Source organism: Prolixibacter denitrificans, from assembly GCF_003014495.1.
Taxonomy (GTDB): domain Bacteria; phylum Bacteroidota; class Bacteroidia; order Bacteroidales; family Prolixibacteraceae; genus Prolixibacter; species Prolixibacter denitrificans.
Window position 1 is genome coordinate 17,681 of the sequence record NZ_PYGC01000006.1, and the last position, 19,378, is coordinate 37,058.

17 protein-coding genes and 1 tRNA gene are annotated in these 19,378 nt (G+C 45.0%); 12 read left to right on the top strand and 6 right to left on the bottom strand.

What is annotated here, in order from left to right:
• Positions 1 to 11 precede the first annotated feature (11 nt).
• On the top strand, positions 12 to 1,493 hold the full coding sequence (locus CLV93_RS12245) for a SusD/RagB family nutrient-binding outer membrane lipoprotein (RefSeq protein ID WP_106542502.1): 1,482 nt from the start codon (positions 12 to 14) through the stop codon (positions 1,491 to 1,493).
• A 65-nt stretch (positions 1,494 to 1,558) separates the two neighbouring features.
• Here CLV93_RS12245 and CLV93_RS12250 read toward each other — a convergent pair whose 3' ends face one another.
• Positions 1,559 to 2,209 carry a DUF998 domain-containing protein gene (locus tag CLV93_RS12250; protein WP_106542503.1) on the bottom strand — a complete coding sequence of 217 codons (651 nt, stop codon included), beginning with the start codon at positions 2,207 to 2,209 and terminating at the stop codon, positions 1,559 to 1,561.
• Between the two features lie 612 nt (positions 2,210 to 2,821).
• On the opposite strand from CLV93_RS12250, the gene CLV93_RS12255 reads away from it, so the two are divergent.
• Entirely contained in the window at positions 2,822 to 4,948 is a 2,127-nt protein-coding gene (locus tag CLV93_RS12255) for a beta-glucosidase (RefSeq protein ID WP_106542504.1), read from the top strand.
• 8 nt (positions 4,949 to 4,956) lie between these two features.
• Here the strand turns inward: CLV93_RS12255 and CLV93_RS12260 are convergent, their stop codons facing one another.
• Both CLV93_RS12260 and CLV93_RS12265 read right to left on the bottom strand, forming a co-directional pair.
• Positions 4,957 to 5,151, bottom strand: a complete 195-nt coding sequence (locus tag CLV93_RS12260) for a hypothetical protein (RefSeq protein ID WP_106542505.1) — start codon at positions 5,149 to 5,151, stop codon at positions 4,957 to 4,959.
• Positions 5,152 to 5,419: 268 nt separating this feature from the next.
• A tRNA-Pro gene (locus tag CLV93_RS12265) sits at positions 5,420 to 5,494 on the bottom strand.
• A gap of 262 nt (positions 5,495 to 5,756) precedes the next feature.
• Here CLV93_RS12265 and trxB point away from each other — a divergent pair.
• Positions 5,757 to 6,755 (top strand): thioredoxin-disulfide reductase, encoded by a 999-nt coding sequence (gene trxB, locus CLV93_RS12270; RefSeq protein ID WP_211297826.1) that lies wholly within the window; start codon positions 5,757 to 5,759, stop codon positions 6,753 to 6,755.
• 82 nt (positions 6,756 to 6,837) lie between these two features.
• On the opposite strand, the gene CLV93_RS12275 is transcribed toward trxB, so the two are convergent.
• The gene (locus tag CLV93_RS12275; protein ID WP_106542506.1) at positions 6,838 to 8,082 is read right to left on the bottom strand and encodes an aminotransferase class I/II-fold pyridoxal phosphate-dependent enzyme; all 1,245 of its coding nucleotides are present in this window, start codon (positions 8,080 to 8,082) and stop codon (positions 6,838 to 6,840) included.
• Positions 8,083 to 8,381: 299 nt separating this feature from the next.
• Here CLV93_RS12275 and CLV93_RS12280 point away from each other — a divergent pair, with 299 nt between their 5' ends.
• From CLV93_RS12280 to CLV93_RS12305, 7 genes are all read left to right on the top strand, one after another.
• The gene (locus CLV93_RS12280) at positions 8,382 to 9,212 is read left to right on the top strand and encodes an outer membrane protein assembly factor BamD (RefSeq protein WP_246187260.1); all 831 of its coding nucleotides are present in this window, start codon (positions 8,382 to 8,384) and stop codon (positions 9,210 to 9,212) included.
• A 1-nt stretch (position 9,213) separates the two neighbouring features.
• On the top strand, positions 9,214 to 9,540 hold the full coding sequence (locus CLV93_RS12285) for a DNA-directed RNA polymerase subunit omega (protein ID WP_106542507.1): 327 nt from the start codon (positions 9,214 to 9,216) through the stop codon (positions 9,538 to 9,540).
• Between the two features lie 53 nt (positions 9,541 to 9,593).
• Positions 9,594 to 10,154: a flavoprotein gene (locus CLV93_RS20465; RefSeq protein WP_246187259.1), complete on the top strand. Its 561-nt coding sequence runs from the start codon at positions 9,594 to 9,596 to the stop codon at positions 10,152 to 10,154.
• A gap of 59 nt (positions 10,155 to 10,213) precedes the next feature.
• Positions 10,214 to 10,801 carry a phosphopantothenoylcysteine decarboxylase gene (locus CLV93_RS20470; protein WP_246187291.1) on the top strand — a complete coding sequence of 196 codons (588 nt, stop codon included), beginning with the start codon at positions 10,214 to 10,216 and terminating at the stop codon, positions 10,799 to 10,801.
• Positions 10,802 to 10,849: 48 nt separating this feature from the next.
• Positions 10,850 to 11,755 carry a type IX secretion system protein PorD gene (gene porD, locus CLV93_RS12295; RefSeq protein WP_106542508.1) on the top strand — a complete coding sequence of 302 codons (906 nt, stop codon included), beginning with the start codon at positions 10,850 to 10,852 and terminating at the stop codon, positions 11,753 to 11,755.
• A gap of 21 nt (positions 11,756 to 11,776) precedes the next feature.
• Positions 11,777 to 13,429 (top strand): DNA repair protein RecN, encoded by a 1,653-nt coding sequence (gene recN / locus CLV93_RS12300; protein ID WP_106542509.1) that lies wholly within the window; start codon positions 11,777 to 11,779, stop codon positions 13,427 to 13,429.
• A gap of 147 nt (positions 13,430 to 13,576) precedes the next feature.
• A complete protein-coding gene (locus CLV93_RS12305; protein ID WP_106542510.1) occupies positions 13,577 to 14,428 on the top strand; it encodes an enoyl-ACP reductase FabI in 852 nt (283 codons plus the stop codon).
• A gap of 110 nt (positions 14,429 to 14,538) precedes the next feature.
• On the opposite strand, the gene CLV93_RS12310 is transcribed toward CLV93_RS12305, so the two are convergent.
• Complete coding sequence (locus CLV93_RS12310; RefSeq protein WP_106542511.1) at positions 14,539 to 15,240, bottom strand: phosphoadenylyl-sulfate reductase; 702 nt, start codon at positions 15,238 to 15,240, stop codon at positions 14,539 to 14,541.
• Positions 15,241 to 15,417: 177 nt separating this feature from the next.
• Here CLV93_RS12310 and cysD point away from each other — a divergent pair, with 177 nt between their 5' ends.
• Complete coding sequence (gene cysD / locus CLV93_RS12315) at positions 15,418 to 16,368, top strand: sulfate adenylyltransferase subunit CysD (RefSeq protein WP_281351390.1); 951 nt, start codon at positions 15,418 to 15,420, stop codon at positions 16,366 to 16,368.
• Between the two features lie 75 nt (positions 16,369 to 16,443).
• Positions 16,444 to 17,715, top strand: a complete 1,272-nt coding sequence (locus CLV93_RS12320) for a sulfate adenylyltransferase subunit 1 (RefSeq protein WP_106542513.1) — start codon at positions 16,444 to 16,446, stop codon at positions 17,713 to 17,715.
• A gap of 130 nt (positions 17,716 to 17,845) precedes the next feature.
• Here CLV93_RS12320 and CLV93_RS12325 read toward each other — a convergent pair whose 3' ends face one another.
• Complete coding sequence (locus CLV93_RS12325) at positions 17,846 to 19,375, bottom strand: OmpP1/FadL family transporter (protein ID WP_106542514.1); 1,530 nt, start codon at positions 19,373 to 19,375, stop codon at positions 17,846 to 17,848.
• Positions 19,376 to 19,378: the final 3 nt, after the last annotated feature.

Here is a 19,378-nt window from a genome sequence, read left to right on the forward strand (position 1 = left end):
ATAAGAAGAAAATGAAAAAGAATAGATTTGTTCTTATCGTTCCCATCATAGCCAGTTTGCTTTTCAGTTCCTGTTCCAAAGAACTGACGGATGCAAATGTCAATCCCAACAGCCTGGAAAAACCGGATGCCACGACCATGTTGTCCAATACCATTGTTTCGGAATTTTACCACAACTCCAGCATGGCATGGACGCTGGGCAACGGTTATGGCCAGTATATGACTTTCAGCCAGTCGTACTACAACCAGGGAACACGTTATTCGCCGGTCACCAACGAGCCGTACTGGACGGCCATGTATGAGGCAGCCCGTGACGCCAATACGTTGTACGACCTCGGAAAAACACAGAGCAACCCGATGTTGCAGGCCGTAGCGCTTACCTTGCGCTCGTACGCTTTTGCCCAATTAACGGAGCTGTGGGGTGATATTCCGTTTTCGGATGCTCTGCAGGGAGCTTCCGGAACTTATACGCCGAAATATGATTCGCAGGAAAAGGTGTATACCGATCCGGATGAAGGAATCCTTCCCAGTCTGAAGAAAGCAGACGATTTGCTGAAGTCAAACGCGAACGGTAATGTTAGTGGCGATTTGCTGTTCAATTCTAATGTAGCCTCCTGGCGGAAGTTCATCAATGCTCTGAGGTTGCGTTACCTGCTGCGGATCTCTTCTCAAAAGGATGTGTCCGCAGAAATGACAGCCATCGTTAACGACGGCATGTTGATGGATGATGCGACGCAGAGTGCGGCACTCGAACTGCCTACGTCCATTCCTTACAACTTTGTCAGTCTGACCGAACGTTCGGGCGATTTCAACGTGAAGTACATGAATAGCCTTCTCTACGATACGTTTAAAGCAACCGGTGACACGGCAAGAGTAAGTGACTATTTTGCGGCAACCGCGAATGCCTCTTCCGCCGGAACATTCAGTTTCGACAACTACGGAGGAATGCCCATTGTCGTTGATGCGACCAGCACGCAAGCTGCTGCCGCTTCCAACTTCAATGGCAGCTTTAAAAGCGGTTCCAACGGCTACCTCACCGAAGCTCGGGTCATGACGTATGCGGAACAGGAGTTCATCCTGGCCGAAGCAGCCCTGAAAGGCTATATCCCGGGCAACGCTGCTACCTTTTACAACAAAGGTGTGATGGGCGCTTACGCGGAAATAGGTCTGGATGCGACCGCTGCTTCCAACTATCTGATGCACGACGGAGTGAAGTTCGATAGCTCTTCCAGCGCTGCTTCCATGAAGCAAATCATTATCCAGAAATGGCTGGTCAATATCAACAATGGCTTCGAAGGATGGATTGAATATCAGCGCACCGGTTATCCGGCTTTGCAGACCGGCGGCAATGCCAACATGAACGGTGGAAATATTGCTACGCGGTTCCTCTATCCGACCACCGAAAGCACCATCAACACCACCAACTACAACGACGAAATACAGAAAATGGGTGGCAAGGAAACAACCACTTACAAAGCCTGGTGGCAGAAATAAAATGATTGATTAGTATTCTCCGGATATCGGTAAAGGGGGAATGAGTACATCTTGTTTCCCCTTTTTTATGATCTTTTGTCTTTATCACGAAGCATTTTGAAGCTTAAAACAAGCAGCATCATATAGTAATTCAAGGTGTAAATCCGTTGCCATACTCCTTTATCATGCAGAATGAAATTGTCGGGTTGATAGTATTTGGCAACTAAAAAGAACGATGTCATCACCAGGCCGATTCCAACCACTGTCCACAGGAAAGCATGTAATTTTCGATTTTCCTTCCGCGGAAACATCAGCATCAGCCAAAAGGGGAGAAGAACCATTCCCGTGTCTCCGATTCCGCTAAAAATGTTATGCCATCTTCCATCCACGGTAATGGAGGTATTGGGAGGATTAATGGGGAACAAACCCGAACCGATTCCTTCTCCCAGTCCGTAAAGCAACAACGAAAAGGCGGCCAGCTTCACCCACTTGTTTGAAGGGTACACCCGGTAAAAAGCGATGACGAATAAGGAAACCAGAACGAAGAAGAATATGCCCCATAAAGATACCCAATACTCAATTGGGCTTCCGCTTTCCCCGAGGTACGACATCGATTCTGATTTCCAGTCGTAATCCGGAAATTTTGAACCGAACCAAATATCTAAGGTAATTTCAAGAATAAAGAATAACCAAAAGGACACCAATCCTACCCAAATAATCGTCTCTCTTCCTTTCATGTTGGTGAAATTACAACCTCTATTTTTGTTACTAAATTACCGGATAGGCGAAAATCCGGTCGCGTTCAAGATTCTCGATTCATATATCATTTGCAACATCCTTCTTTATTTTTAGTAGTCCCTCCTTTGTTTCCTTATTTTCTCCGAGAGAAGTACCAACTTTAAAGGTTTTCTTAGCAAACAATTATTTTATTACAAAGTTGTGAAGAAGAGGTGACGTTGGCTTATCCGAGGATAGACAATCGGGGTCTGGGAGAAGCCTGTGCTTTGGCCGATAGTATGCTGGTACTTTTAACAGCTTTACAGTCATCATGGGAATCAGCCACCTCATTAAGCAAATACGCTATAAAACCCGCATCTAACGTAAATCCCGGAAAAAACAATAGACACCCCGGACAGGAACAATAAATATTTTCTACATTTATAATCCTCGACAGGGATTTTTACATTGAATTTTTAGTTCAAGCGCTTATCATATATCAAAATGAAACGAACATGGATTTTCTTCATTCCAAAACAGACATCCGAGGATGATTAGAATTCTTGTGAGTTCCTGTCCCGATCGGTGGCTCGGGATTTTGAACATTCAGAAATTAAAAAATTTAAAAAAAGATGAAAAATTTCGTTTTTCTATTATTCATCGCAGCCTTGTTCTCAAGCTGCAACCAAACCCCCACAGAAAAAGCAAAGGAACTGTTGCAGAAACCAGCAACCTTTGAACAAGCTGGAAAACAAGCAGAGGAATTGGTCAAATTAATGACGCCTGCAGAACGGTTTAAACTGGTAGGTGGGGATGTGATGGGGACATTTCCGATTAAAAGACTTGGCATTCCTGCTGTACATTTTACCGATGCCAGCGCCGGCATCAGGAAAAACAAAAATTATTACTACGATAAAACAACCGCTTTTCCCTGTCCTCAGTTGTTGGCGGCAACCTGGGACACAACGATGGCTTACCAATATTCCAGAGCGATTGGGGAGGAGTGCCGTGCCAGTGGCATTCATTTTTTGTTGGGACCGGGGATGAATATCATGCGCAATTCGCTATGTGGCAGGAACTTTGAATACGTAGGAGAAGATCCATACCTGGCCGGACAGATCATCGCTTCTTATGTTCGGGGACTGCAATCAATCGGAACTGCTGCAACATTGAAACATTTTGCCGGTAACGAAACAGATTTCAGACGGCGGCTCAGCAATTCCATCATTTCTGACAGAGCTCTGCATGAAATATATCTTCAGCCGTTTAAACAAGGGGTCGATGCCGGTGCTAAGGCGGTGATGACATCGTATAACCTTGTCAACGGTGAGTGGGCTGCGCAGAACAAACATTTGGTGACCGATATCCTGAAAGATCAATTTGGTTTCAAAGGACTGGTGATGACAGACTGGAACTCAGTCTGGAACGGTGAGAAATTCATTCAAAGTGGCGTCGACCTGGAAATGCCAACCGGATTGGCCATGCAAAGGGATTCGTCAAAAATCTTCGGGTCAAAACGGATTGACCAAATGGCGAAAGAGATATTGAGAACATGCATTTATGCCGGGTTCTACGATAAGAATTACAGAGACAGCTCGTTGATTAACAATTGGGACGAAAGAGCGAAAATTGCCTATCAAACCAATCTGGAAGGGATTGTACTTTTGAAAAACAAGGGAATTCTTCCAATCGACCCGACGACGGTAAAAGGAAAAATCCTTGTAGCTGGAAACAATGCTATGCGGAAAGAACTAGCCGGAGGTGGTTCCGCCCATGTCCACGGATATGACAACAAAACCTACCTGGAAATGGTAAAGGAAACGTTTGGAGAAGACAATGTCAACTATGTGGAAGACCCGTCGACAAAGGACCTTCGGTCTGCCTCAAAAATCATACTGTTTTGTGGATTTCCGGAAAAAGGAAAAGATGCAGAGAGTGAAGGCAGGGATCGTCCGTTTGTGCTTCCAGACAATGACTTGATAACTAAAGCTGTTTCGCTAAATAAAAATGCGATTGTATGCTTGCAAACGGGAGGACCGGTTCAGATGGAATGGGAGGACCAGCCGGCAGCGATCATTCAGGCATTCTATGGCGGACAAACAGGTTCATCCGCATTAATGGATATACTGACGGGAAAAGCGAACCCTTCAGGAAAACTTCCTTATACCTTTGAAAAAAGATTTGCAGATTCACCTGCTGCAGGGTATGACCAGATCACCTCAGAAAAACTAAAAAGAGTTCCTGATGATGAAATACTTCCCGAAAGACTGGCCAATGTGTTTACCAATGATAAGGACACAGCAAGGTTTTATACTTATGATGATACTTACAGCGAAGGAATTTTTGTTGGCTACCGCTGGTATGACAAGAAAGGGCTGGATGTCAGGTTTCCGTTTGGATATGGCTTGTCCTATACAACATATGCCTATGACAGCCTAAACGTCAACAAAAAAGGTGATAATGTAGTTGTTTCCTTTGATGTGAAGAACACCGGGAAAAGGGCCGGGGATGAAATTGCCCAGGTATATGTAACTGACAAAAAGTGTTCGGTAGAACGTCCCCTGAAAGAACTGAAAGGTTTCAAACGGATTTCTCTGGCTCCGGGAGAAACAAAAAAGGTAGAGCTCACCCTCAAACCTGATGCGTTTAAATTCTGGGATGAATCCACGAAACATTGGAAACTAGAGCCGGGAGTCTTCAACATCAAAGTTGGAGCTTCTTCACGGGATATTAGGTTGAATGAAGATGTGACCCTTTAGAGTAAGAGTCATACGGTATGATAAGCAGGCAAACTGAATTTCACCCTTGCTTCTTCCGGTGCCTCTTCCCAGCCTGCATAAAATCGCTCGTTAACAGCCTTGATGATATTGTCCAGTTTCTCTTTCTCATCATCTGTTCCATGGGTGCCCCAGAGGATTGGGATTTTGCAGTGAAAGTTCCGTATCGGAGTCGTCCAGCCCAACGGATTGGTTCACCCTGGTCCGCTCGAACTAGTAGATTGATAAATCGACTGAATGTAGTAACTCATCAATCATCTCATCTTCTTAACCAAATATTCAACTATTAAATTGTTCCCTGCCACCACTTAGTCGGGGTTGTGATGGCAGGGAGTTGTAATAGGCCATATGCAATTTTTTTGCAAGTATTTTTGACGAATGCGGCAGGAAAACGACAGTAGACATAAAAAAAGAGTTGTGAATTAAATTCACAACTCTTTGATTTTTAATCTGTCGGGGTGACAAGATTTGAACTTGCGACCCCTCGCCCCCCAGACGAGTACTCTAACCAAGCTGAGCTACACCCCGATTTGCTTATGCGGATGCAAATGTAGGTTGCTTTTTCAATTTTACAAAATTTTCAACTCAAAAAGATTCCCGCTGTCCGAGTGTTTACGCTTATTGCATTGGTTTTCAAAAATCCTGAATTTCGAATTGGCAACAAGCATCTCTTCATAGTTTTTGTTTATGTTCAGATAATAAGAATCAATTGATATTTTTCGGAAGAAAACGCTTTGATGCGTAACTTTGTGACCAAATAAAAAGAATTAAAAACGAAAAAATTATAGAGATGTTTAAATCCATGAATCTTGGGGACAATCAGTCGGAAAAGACCGAACCCACAGGAGAAGTTGAAAAAGTAAAATGTCTGATCATTGGATCAGGACCTGCAGGATACACTGCAGCGATATATGCAGCACGTGCCAATCTGAGTCCGGTAATGTACGAAGGATTGCAGCCAGGCGGACAGCTGACGACAACAACCGAAGTGGAGAACTTTCCCGGTTACCCGGAAGGTATTACCGGCCCGGTAATGATGGAAGACCTGAAAGCACAAGCCAAGCGTTTTGGAACGGATGTTCGCTGGGGACTGGCAACAAAAGCTGAATTAGATGGTCCTCCTCACCGCATTACCATCGATAACAAGAAGGTAATCGAAGCCGATACGGTAATTATTGCCACAGGTGCAGAAGCCAAGTATCTTGGTTTGGAGGACGAGAAGAAATACGCTGGTTCGGGCGTTTCAGCCTGTGCCACCTGTGATGGATTCTTCTATCGTGGTAAAGACGTGGCTGTTGTTGGTGGTGGTGATACTGCTGCCGAGGAAGCATTGTACCTGGCCGGACTGTGTAAAACAGTTTATATGATTGTTCGCCGTGACGAGTTGCGTGCTTCGAAAGTGATGCAGGAGCGTGTATTCAATACCAAGAATATAGTGGTTCTCTGGAAACATCAGACCAAGGCTCTGTTCGGCGATGGGGTAGTTGAAGGAGCTACGTTATGGAAAAATAAGGGCGAAGCCCATGAAGAAGAGGTTAAGATTAAAATCGATGGATTCTTCCTGGCGATTGGTCACAAACCGAACTCTGATATTTTCAAAGATTACTTGAAAACCGACGATGTCGGATACATTCATACCATTGGTAACAGTTCCAGAACTGATGCTGAAGGTGTATTTGCCTGTGGCGACGTAATGGACAGTACCTATCGGCAGGCAGTTACCGCTGCTGGTTCGGGATGTAAAGCCGCAATCGATGCTGAGCGTTACCTTTCGGAAAAGAATAGCTGATTTTTGCTGAACACTGATTTTGACAAATAAAAAAAGCCTTCCAAAACGGAAGGCTTTTCTTTTTGAATGCTTTTTATATCGGTTACGATATCTGAGCCATTTTGGTAGTTGAGTATTTTCCGGCTTCCAGTTTTTTCCGTACTTCCGAGAATGCCTTGATGGTGTATTCAACATCTTCGAGTGTATGGCTGGCGGTCGGAATCAAACGCAACAGCAGCTGACCTTTCGGGATAACCGGATACACAACGATGGAGCAGAAAATATTGTAATTTTCACGCAGGTCCATCACTACATTGGTACCTTCGGCAACACTTCCCGACAGGTAAACCGGGGTTACCGGAGAGTTGGTCACACCCAGATCGAAGTTTTCAGCCTTCAATCCATTCTGCAGTGCATTAACAATGGTCCACAACTTTTCGCGAAGCTCCGGCTGTGTACGCAGCAGTTCGAGACGCTTCAGTGCACCAATTACCATCGGCATCGGCAGCGACTTGGCAAAAGTCTGCGAACGCATATTGTAGCGCAGGTAATCACAAACCTCTTCCGGACAGGCAACAAATGCACCAATTCCGGCCATCGATTTGGCAAAGGTTCCGAAATACAAGTCAATGTCATCCTGAACTCCCTGTTCTTCACCTGTTCCGGCACCGGTTTTACCCATGGTTCCAAAACCGTGAGCATCGTCAACCAGCAGACGGAAGTTGAATTCTTTCTTCAGCGCAACGATATCGTCGATACGGCCCATGTCACCAGACATTCCGAAAACACCTTCGGTGATAACGAGAATACCTCCACCGGTTTTCTGAGCTAAGCTGGTGGCGTGTTCGAGCTGCTTACGCAGACTGTCCATATCGTTGTGCAGGTAAACAAAGCGTTTACCCATGTGGAGACGAACTCCGTCAAGAATACAGGCATGCGACTCTGCATCGTAAACAACAACGTCATTTCTTCCGACAATGGCATCGATAATGGAAACCATTCCCTGGTAACCATAGTTCAAAAGAAACGCATCGGGTTTACCAACGAAATCTGCCAGCTCTTTCTCGAGCTCTTCGTGCTTACTGGTTTGTCCGGACATCATACGGGCACCCATTGGGTACGCCATACCATATTGAGCTGCAGCTTCAGCGTCAGCCTTACGCACTTCCGGATGGTTAGCCAAGCCAATGTAGTTGTTAAGACTCCAGGTAAGTACCTCTTTTCCGCGAAATTTCATTCTCGGACTTATCTCTCCTTCGAGTTTCGGAAAAGAAAAATAGCCATGAGCTTCTTTCTTGTACTGGCCAATATTTCCTTTGTTTGTCTTTATTTTCTCAAAAATATCCACGATTCATGCGGTTTTGATTAAAACAATGCAAAAGTAAACTTTTTTGATTTTATACCAAACACCCCCTACCAGCTGAACATGAAGTAAAAAGAGCGTTAGAGCGACATTTTTCATGTCTGAATTTCCTGCTGCAAGCATCAACTTTTCAGGACTTTTTGCAACCTTTGTTCCCCGTTTTCAATCTAATTAAAATTAGGTTGTAAAACAGGTGAAAGTTTTAGGGGGAAGGTTGGTAGCTACCACCTTTTAATTCTGAGAATTTGATGTTTTGATTTGTTGAAAAAAATTATCTTTGCAAAATGATTCGCAAACTGAAGTTTATTTTCTTGTTCGCCTTATTGGCAACTGTTGCTGCTTCGTGTAGTGACTATCAGAAAGTTCTTAAAAGTACCGATTACGAATTTAAATACAAAAAGGCCAAGGAGTATTACGATAATAATGACTTCAACCGGGCTACAACCCTTTACCAGGAGCTGGTAAATATTTACAGGGGAACAAGCCGGGCGGATCAGGTTTATTACTATTTGGCCAAGAGTTACCTCGGACAGAAAGATTATTTGCTTGCAGGGCATTATTTCAGGCAACTGCTGAAAGAATTTCCCCGAAGCGATTACTCTGAGGAAGCACAGTATTTAATTGGTTATTGTTATTACAAGAATTCACCGAACCCGAGGCTCGATCAGGAGATCACCAAAAAGGGAATCGATGCATTGCAGCTATACATTAACCTCTATCCGAATGGGGACAATGTAAAACAAGCCACTAAATTGATTGATGAACTTCGCGAGAAACTGGTTTACAAATCATATTTGAGTGGTCGTTTGTATTACGATTTGGGTGACTACCGGGCAGCTGTTGTTTCGTTGTCGAATAGTTTGAAGGATTTTCCTGATTCGGAGTATCGCGAAGAGTTGATGTTCCTGTTGCTGAAATCGAAATACCTGCTGGCAGAAAACAGTATTCCGGAGAAAAAAGAGAACCGCTTGAATGCGGCACTTGATGAATATTATACCTTTATAGATGATTACCCAAACAGTGATCATCGGAAGGAAGCCGACAAATTCTTCAACAATACGAAGAAGATGTTGAATATTACGGATGAAGATTTAAAAATCGATAGTAATAAATAATATGGATTACAAGAAGACCAAAGCCCCTACCACAACTGTTCCGCGCGATTTGCAGGAACTGGAAAGAGGTACAGGAAACATCTATGAGTCAATCATGGTCCTGGCCAAGCGTGCCAATCAGATTAACGCTGAGTTGAAAGAGGAGCTGAATCAAAAATTGCAGGAATTTGCTTCGTATACCGATAACCTGGAAGAGGTTTTCGAGAACCGTGAGCAGATTGAGATCTCTCGTTTCTACGAGCGTCTGCCGAAGCCGACTCTCATTGCTTACGAAGAGATGAAAGACGATCAGATTTATTTCCGCAATCCGGCCAGAGACCGGAAATAATATTGGCCGGCACTCAATGAGTGTTTGGTTTTGCGGTAACAACCAACGAATACATGAAACTCCAGGGAAAGAAAATTATACTTGGCGTAACCGGAAGTATAGCAGCCTACAAGGCTGCTTATCTTTTAAGGGGGCTGGTGAAAGAAGGAGCCGAAGTGCAGGTCGTAATGACCCCTTCGGCGAAGGAGTTTATTACTCCGTTGACTCTTTCTGCCCTCAGCAATAAGCCGGTGGTAAGTGAATTTTTTTCCAGTGAAGACGGAACCTGGCACAGTCATGTCGATATGGGAATCTGGGCCGATTTGATGTTGGTGGCTCCGGCAACTGCGTCAACAATGGGAAAGATGGCCCATGGAATAGCCGACACATTGCTGGTTACTACCTATATGTCGGCTAAGTGCCCGGTTATGGTTGCTCCGGCGATGGATCTGGACATGTTTAAGCATCCGTCGAATCAGCAGAGTATCGAGATTCTCAAGTCGTACGGTAATCTGATTATCGATCCGGGTTCCGGAGAACTGGCCAGTGGTTTGGTTGGTAAAGGCCGGATGGAAGAGCCGGAAGTCATCGTTGAAAAGGTTATCGCCTTCTTCAACAAAAAAAAAAACTGCTGAATAAAACCTTCCTCGTTACAGCAGGTCCTACACACGAAAAAATCGATCCGGTCCGTTTTATCGGGAATTATTCCTCCGGTAAAATGGGATATGCCATTGCCACTTCGTTAGCCGAAAGTGGGGCGGAAGTGATTTTAGTTTCCGGCCCAACGGCGTTGAGTATTTCCCATCCCAATATTCGAAAAATTGACGTGACATCAGCTGAAGAGATGTATCACGCAGCTGTGGAGGCATTTCCTTCGTGCGATGGTGCGGTGATGTCGGCTGCGGTAGCCGATTATGCCCCTGTAAAAAAGGAAGAGCAGAAGGTGAAAAGGGGAGAAGGTAATTACACCATTGATCTGAAGCCCAATCCTGATATCGCCGCCAGTTTAGGTAAAATAAAAAAGGAAGGACAGTTGCTGGTTGGGTTTGCATTGGAAACGCACGATGAAGAGACAAATGCTCAACGGAAACTGGAGAAGAAGAATTTGGATTTCATTGTACTGAATTCGCTTCAGGATAAGGGCGCCGGTTTTCAGTACGACACGAACCAGATTACCATCATCGAACGCAACGGAAAACAACATCGTTTTGAACTGAAGCCTAAAACCGAAGTGGCCGCTGATATCGTGAATGTGATGATCGATATGATGGAAAGGAAGTAGACCTTCTGTTCCTTTTTGCTAAATTTAGGCAGACAAACAGAGAACGGTATGCAGAGAACAATCCTCGTTATTTTATTGGTTTTCTTTTCGGTAACCGCATTTGGACAGGAGCTGCGGTGTAATGTAAGTGTGTCCAGTTCGCGGATTGAAGGAACCAATCGGCAGATATTTCAGTCGATGCAGAAGGATATTTACGAGTTCATGAATAACCGTAAATGGACGGATAACGTCTTCTCGCAGGACGAACGGATTGAATGCAACGTCTTTATCCAGATAACCCAACAGGTGGCTGCTGACGAGTTCAAGGGAACCATCCAAATACAATCCAGGCGGCCGGTTTTCAATTCATCGTACGAATCAACAGTGCTCAATATTAAGGATAACGATTTTCACGTTCGGTATGTCGAATTTCAACCACTTCAATTTGATGAAACTTCCAATACCGATGCATTGACAAATATTCTGGCCTATTATGCCTACATTATTATTGGCTTCGATTACGACACCTTTTCACCGCAAGGCGGAGCACCGTATTTTCAGAAAGCGCAGGACATTGTGAATCGTTGTCAGAATGCGCGTGAGAAAGGTTGGAAAGCATACGAGAGTGATTATAACCGGTACTGGTTGACTGAGAATTTGCTGAATCGTTCATATTCCGCTTTTCATGATTTGATGTACCGGTATTACCGGAAGGGACTAGACGTAATGGCCGACAAGCCTGATGCAGGTCGCGCCGAAATTGCCGATGCCTTGACCGATATGCAACGTATCTACCGAACGAAACCGGATACTTATATCAACCGCATTTTCTTCGACGCCAAGTCGGATGAGTTGGTGAATATTTTTGAGAAAGGAACTCCCGATGAAAAGCGCAGGGTGATGACGGTGCTCTCGGAGTGCGATCCATCGAACTCGGGGAAATACGAAAAGATTCAAAAATCAAATGGGATTTAAACGCCACTAACAAAGAATACTATGTTAAAACGGCTTAAGATTCGTAATTATGCATTGATTCGGGAACTCGACGTGGAATTCCATCCTGGTTTTACCATTATTACAGGGGAAACCGGAGCCGGAAAGTCGATTCTCCTGGGAGCTTTATCCCTGATTTTGGGACAAAGGGCCGATACCACAGCATTGAAAGACAGCGAGAAGAAATGTGTCGTAGAAGGCGTTTTCAACGTAAAGGCCTATGGATTGAAAGAGTTGTTTGAGCAGTACGATCTCGATTATGAAGACCAGGCAATTTTCCGTCGGGAAATAAGTCCTTCAGGGAAATCGAGAGCGTTTGTAAATGACACACCGGTGAATCTGAAAGCCATGCGTGATTTGGGATTGCGCCTGGTAGACATTCATTCGCAGCACCAGAATCTCGAACTCAATAACCAGCATTTTCAACTCACGGTAGTCGATTTGTATGCCGGTCACAATGATTTACTGGTATCCTACCGGGAGAAATTCCGCGTTTACCGGAAAACGGTACAGGAGCTAAATGCGTTGGTGGAAAAAGCCGAACAGTCGAAAGCCGATTTGGATTACTTCCGTTTTCAGTTCGAACAGCTCGAAAGCGCTGCTCTGGTTGATGGTGAGCAGGAAGAGATGGAAAAGGAACTGGAAACACTCAACCATGCGGAAGAGATAAAAGGTAACCTGACACAACTTTTCGAATTGCTGAATGGCGAAGGACCGTCGGTTGTTCGCGGTAGCAAGGATGGCATGAGTCTGTTAAGCAAGGTGTCTAAATTCTTCCCGGAAGGTGAGGACCTGCACCAACGGTTGGAAAGTGCTTACCTCGAATTGAAAGATATCGCGGATGAGGCCGAACGTGCTGCTGAAAGTGTAGAGTATGATCCGGGACGTATCGAGTTTTTGAATGAGCGCCTTGATTCAATCTATACATTGCAACAGAAGCATAGGGTGGAAACGGTGGCTGAGTTGATTGAAATCAGAGAGTCGTTGGATGCAAAGCTTTCGGATATTGATTCGTATGACCTGGAAATTGAGAAGCTCGAAAAGCAACGAGACGCGGCTGAAGCTGAAGTGAAAAAGCTGGCTGAGCAATTATCAGAGCAGCGGAAAGAAGTTTTGCCGGCCATCGAAGAGCGGGTGAATAATCTTTTATTGCAGCTGGGGATGCCCAATTCGCGTTTCAGGGTTGAGCTCGCTTCAAACGGTACACCTTCGGCAACCGGAATCGACGAGGTTAGTTTCATGTTTTCGGCTAATAAGAATGCAGAACTCTGCGAGATTTCGAAAGTGGCCTCGGGTGGTGAGATGTCCCGTTTAATGCTTTCGCTGAAGTCGCTGATTTCAAAATCGAAGGCTTTGCCTACCATCATATTTGATGAAATTGATTCCGGAATTTCGGGCGAAATTGCCGGCAAAATGGGCGGTATTTTAAAAGAGATGTCCGGAGGCATGCAGGTCATCAACATTACTCACCTTCCACAGGTAGCAGCCAAAGGCGATTACCATTTTTGGGTGTACAAACAGGATACCGAACACGAGACGGTTACCCACCTAAAGCTTCTATCGGAAAAGGAGCGGGTAGAAGAGTTAGCGAAGATGTTGAGCGGAGAGAATATCTCCGATGCGGCCTTACAAAATGCGCAGGAACTGCTCCGGTAACGGAGCTTTTTTTTGCTTTATCGTGAACTTTTTTGACCATTATGGGTTGGAAAGGTGTTATTTAATAATCTGGTGAAAAAGGTTTATCATAACTTTTTTATTTTTGCCGCCTTTGGAAAAGAGATCAAGTTTTAAATATCTAAGATTATGGCTTATAATTTATTGAAAGGTAAGCGGGGTATTATTTTCGGCGCTTTGGACAGCAATTCAATTGCCTGGAAAGTGGCCGAAAGAGCATACGAAGAAGGAGCTACCTTTACATTGACCAACGTACCGGTTGCACTCCGGATGGGAGAAACGCAGAAGTTGGCTGAAAAATGCAACACGGAAGTGATTCCTGCTGATGCAACGAATGTTGAGGATCTGGAAAAGCTGATTGTCCGGTCGATGGAAGTTTTGGGTGGAAAGCTTGACTTTATCTTGCATTCCATCGGAATGTCACCCAACATCCGTAAAGGAAAACATTACAGTGACCTGGATTATGGTTTCCTGAACAAGACGTTGGATGTTTCGGCACTCTCTTTTCACAAAGTGATGCAGACAGCAAAGAAACTCGACGCCATCAACGAATGGGGTTCAGTAATCGCGCTGTCGTACGTCGCAGCTCAGCGGACGTTCTATGGTTACAACGACATGGCTGATGCCAAATCGCTGCTTGAATCGATTGCCCGTAGCTTCGGTTACATCTACGGACGTGAGAAAAATGTGAGGGTAAACACCATTTCACAGTCGCCTACGCCGACAACAGCCGGAAGCGGAGTGAAAGGTTTCGACCGCTTGCTCGACTTCTCCGAGCGGATGTCGCCACTGGGTAACGCAACAGCTGATGAGTGTGCCGATTACTGTCTGGTAATGTTCTCCGATTTGACGAAGAAGGTCACCATGCAAAACCTGTTCAACGACGGAGGTTTCTCATCGATGGGTATGAGCTTGCAGGCAATGGAGCAATACAACAAAGGCTTCCAGTTGAGTGACGATCCCAAGCACAAATACGATTGATAAATAGGTTTATTGAGATTACAAGCATAAAAAAAAGCGTCCGGATTCCGGACGCTTTTTTCTTTTTCCATTAACAAGGGACCCAATCCCTTTCCCAATTCAAATATTTTTTAGCGTTTATGAAGGCCGCACTCTTTGGTGTCGGGATTTTCCCACCACCAGCGTCCGGCACGCACATCTTCTCCTTCCATAATAGCCCGGGTACAGGGTTGGCAGCCTATACTCGGATAGCCTTTGTCATGCAACGGATTATACGGAACTTTGTTTTCATTGATATAATCCCACACGTCTTGTTCGGTCCAGTCGATAAGCGGATTGAGTTTAATCAGGCCATTAGCCTCGTCCCATTCCACCAGTTTCATATCGTGGCGGGTAACCGACTGATCGCGACGTAAACCGCAAATCCATACGTCCAGACCTTTGAAAGCCCGCTTTAACGGTTCAATTTTCCGAATATGGCAACATAGTTTTCGGTTCTCAATACTTTCGTAGAAAAGATTGATCCCTTTTTCGCCAACCATCTCTTCCACGCGGGCAGCTTCCGGAAAGTAAACCTTAATCTTAATACCGTATTTAGTGTTTGTGCGGTGAATTAGGTCGTAGGTTTCAGGGAATAGCCTGCCGGTATCTAGTGTAAAAACAGTTGCTTCTTTATCAATGCCCGTAACCATTTGGGTTAACACCTGATCTTCTGCTCCAAGGCTGCTGGATAAAGCTATCTTTCCCTTGAATTCTTTTAGAAACCAGGAAAGTACTTCGCCAACATTTGCCCCCTGAAATTTTTCATTCAGGTCATCTATCCTTTCTTTCATACCCGATGTGTTTGGGATTTGTCAATACGTGAGTGCAAAAATAACGGTATTTTTCAATTCCGAAAGAGTGAATACGGATTGAGTTGATTAATTGTTTGCCTAACAGGACCGTTTTTTAGGCAGATTATATATTTTTGTGGCCTGACCGGGTACTTGTTTTTAAACAGAAAATAATTTTTGCATACCCGCGTAAAGGATCAGATTCAGGAAAATCAAACGTCTATGGAAAAATATACCATAAATCATTTACGGGAACTGGAAGCAGAGTCAATCTTTGTTCTTCGTGAGGTGGCTGCCCAATTCGAAAATCCCGTTATGCTCTTCTCAGGTGGAAAGGATTCCATCGTCATGTTTCATTTGGCACGAAAAGCCTTTTTCCCGGCAAGGGTACCATTTCCTTTAATGCATATCGATACCGGGCACAACTTCGATGAAACCATCAAATTTCGTGATGAGTTAGCTGAATCGACCGGCACACGGTTGATTGTTAAATATGTTCAGGATTCAATCGATTCAGGGCGTGCGGTGGAAGAGAAAGGCCCGAATGCCAGCCGCAATATGCTGCAGACGGTAACACTGCTAGATGCCATTGAGGAAGAGAAATTCGACTGTGCTATGGGAGGCGGACGCCGTGACGAAGAAAAGGCACGTGCCAAGGAACGCTTCTTCTCTCACCGAGATGATTTTGGACAGTGGGACCCGAAGAACCAACGTCCGGAGCTTTGGAACCTTTTCAACGGGAAAAAGAACGTAGGCGAGCACTTCCGTGTATTCCCTATCAGTAACTGGACCGAAATGGATGTATGGCAATACATTCTTCTCGAAAATATTGAAATGCCCAGTCTGTATTATACCCACGAACGCGAAGTTTTTCAGCGCGACGGTGTTTGGTTGGCAAAAGCTCCTTTCATGGAGTTGAAACCGGGTGAAAAAGTGGAAAAACGAAAAGTGCGTTGTCGCACCATTGGCGACATCACCTGTACCGGATTGACTCTTTCTGCCGCCGATTCGTTGGAAGATATTATCCAGGAAGTGGCCATTAGCCGGGTAACCGAAAGAGGAGGCCGGGCCGACGATAAACGCTCGGAAGCGGCGATGGAAGATCGTAAGAAGGAAGGATACTTTTAACAGAACCTGCTTAACTCAAAATAGATAACCCGGCAGAAGCGGATGCCGTTTCTGCATTTTAATTAAAACTGAAATATGTCTGGAAAAGAAAGCGGATATCTCGATATGGAGCTTTTACGTTTCACCACCGCCGGAAGCGTGGATGACGGAAAAAGTACTCTTATCGGACGACTACTATATGACAGTAAAGCCATTTTTGAGGATCAAATGGAGGCTATTGAACGGGCCAGTGTTGGTAAGGGAGGCGAAGAGGTCAACCTTGCATTGCTGACTGACGGTTTGCGGGCTGAACGTGAGCAGGGAATTACCATTGATGTGGCTTACCGTTACTTTGCGACTCCGAAGCGGAAATTCATCATTGCCGATACTCCCGGACACGTACAATATACCCGAAACATGGTAACCGGTGCGTCGACAGCCAATGCAGCAGTTATTTTGGTGGACGCCCGCAACGGCGTTATCGAGCAGACCCGTCGCCATGCGTACATTGCAGCTTTGTTGCAGATTCCGCACGTCATTGTCTGCGTGAATAAAATGGACCTGGTTGATTTCGACCAGGAGCGTTTCGAAGAGATTAAAGCTGATTTCAGCAAAGTAGCTGATCGGCTCGGAAATAAAGACGTTCATTATCTTCCCATCAGTGCCAAGTTAGGCGATAATGTGGTGGAGAAATCGAAGAATACAGACTGGTACAATGGACCGACCTTCATCGGTTTATTGGAGAATATTCCAATTGAACACGACGAAGATTTATCGGATCCCAGGTTCCCGGTACAGTATGTTATTCGGCCACACGCCGAGAAGTACCATGATTATCGCGGTTACGCCGGACGGGTAGCGGGTGGTGTTTTCAAAGTAGGCCAGGAAGTGGCGGTTTTCCCTTCCGGGATGAAATCGAAAATTGCTGCCATCGATTTTGGTGGCGAGGAACAGCAGGAAGCTTTTCCGCCGCAAAGTGTGACCATCCGGTTGGAAGACGATATCGATATTAGTCGTGGTTCGATGATCTCCGATGCTAAAAATCAACCGCAGCAAGGTCAGGAAATCGAGCTGATGGTCAGCTGGCTGAGTGAGACTCCGATGGCTCTTCGGAAAAAATACATGCTTCAGCACACTTCCAACGAGGCGCGTTGCATGGTAACCGAGGTGATTCACAAAGTGAACATCAATACACTGGAAGAAATAACCGATGATAAAAGCGTTGGTTTGAACGATATTGCGAAAATTCGTATCAAGACCACCAAGCCGCTCTTCTTCGATTCATACAAGCGGAATCGTAACACCGGAAGCCTTATCCTGATTGATGAGGCGACCAACAACACGGTAGGTGCCGGTATGATTATCTGATATTTCGACGAAGAACAGATAGCATTTTCATACAAAATAAAAATCCCTGTCTCAGATGAGGCAGGGATTTCTTTTTAATCGTAAGTCGTAAAAAGGAGGCATTGCTCCTTTTGCATTATATAGTGTTTTGTTAGAAGCGGAATGCCATGGTAAACATCACATCGTGTACCATCGAGTGATATTTAATCGGTTCTACCTGAACTCCGTTTAACTGAAACGGATAATTGTAACGGGTCAAATCGGTCAAGCCGTAAGCAATATCGAGACTGGTGCTACCAAAGCGGAAACCAAGTCCACCGTTATACGTCACGTGCTGATAATTGGAATTCGGTTGAGAAACACCACTTACGGTCGATTTATACGGATTTCCGTAATATTCGTAACCTCCGCGCAAACTGATGGCGGGTGTTACCCGGTATTCACCACCTACCCGGATATTACCGATAGATTGGTAGTAATTGTTGATATCCTGATTTTCGGAATAGAAGTCATAACCATCACTACCGTGACGTAGTTTGATGTTATTGTAATTCACATATTCATAGTCGACAGAAAGCAATCCTTTCTTTCCAAACTGGTAGGCAACGCTACCGATAGCGCGGAAGGGGGTCTCCAAATCGTATTTGTAATCACCATGGGGCGTTTCTTCGCGGTGACTGCCAGCTCCGGCACCCACACTTGCGTCAAGATTAGAGGACATCCAGGAGTGATAATTTTCTTTCAGATTGAAGAAAGTTGGGGTGTGTACTGCCGCTCCCAATCGTAACTGGGGAATTGGCCGGAAAATCATACCCACTTTAACGTTGAATCCAAGGCCGGTTGTTCTCAGGTAATTGTAGTAATCGAAATTACCGAAACCGTTGGAGCCTCCGTCTTCACCGTAGGTTGATGTTTCGAGGTAATACAAGTCGTCGATTCCGACTGTTGCTCCGATGTAGAATTTATCACTGAAGTTGGCTCCCAGTGCCAGTACATACTCATTAATATAACCTTCGCGCTGAATAGCGTAATGCTGATTAACGGTTTCGCCCTGGTACAGAATCGAATTGTACAGATCGTCTCCGTTACCCGGATTGGCCACATCAATTAGGTAGTTTTCCCAGGCCATTTTACTTTCCCACGGAATTCCGTTGTAATAAGGATCGTAACTGTCGGTCGTCACTAGGTCGTTGTAGTTGATACCATTCGTATTTTGGGCGAAAGCATCCATCCGCGAATAAGGCGAATTCATAGCCTCTGACAGCGAATTCTGATGGAAGTTACGCAGCCGGTTAAATCCAAGTCCGAAGTTAACCGATACGAGCCCGCTTTCGGTGTCGCCGGGACGATAAGTCCCCACGTAACCTGCGTTCGCAATGCTGAAATTATATTTTGAATCATCAGCCATATACCCTTGGTTGGTTGCTTCCGTTTTATCGAACCGGAAGACATCGGGAGTGAATGTCATTTCCGAGCTGCGGTAAACGGCTATCCCGGCCGGGTTAATGCTGAGAGATGAAAAATCACCTCCCAGCGCGCCAAACGCGCTACCCATTGCTTTCGCCCGGGCTGTGACTCCGTAGCTCTGTTGAGACAGCATAAGCGCCTGGTCAACATATTGAGCTGAAGCATATAGTGTCAGTGCCAATAGCGCACTGATGGTCATGATTATCTTTTTCATTGT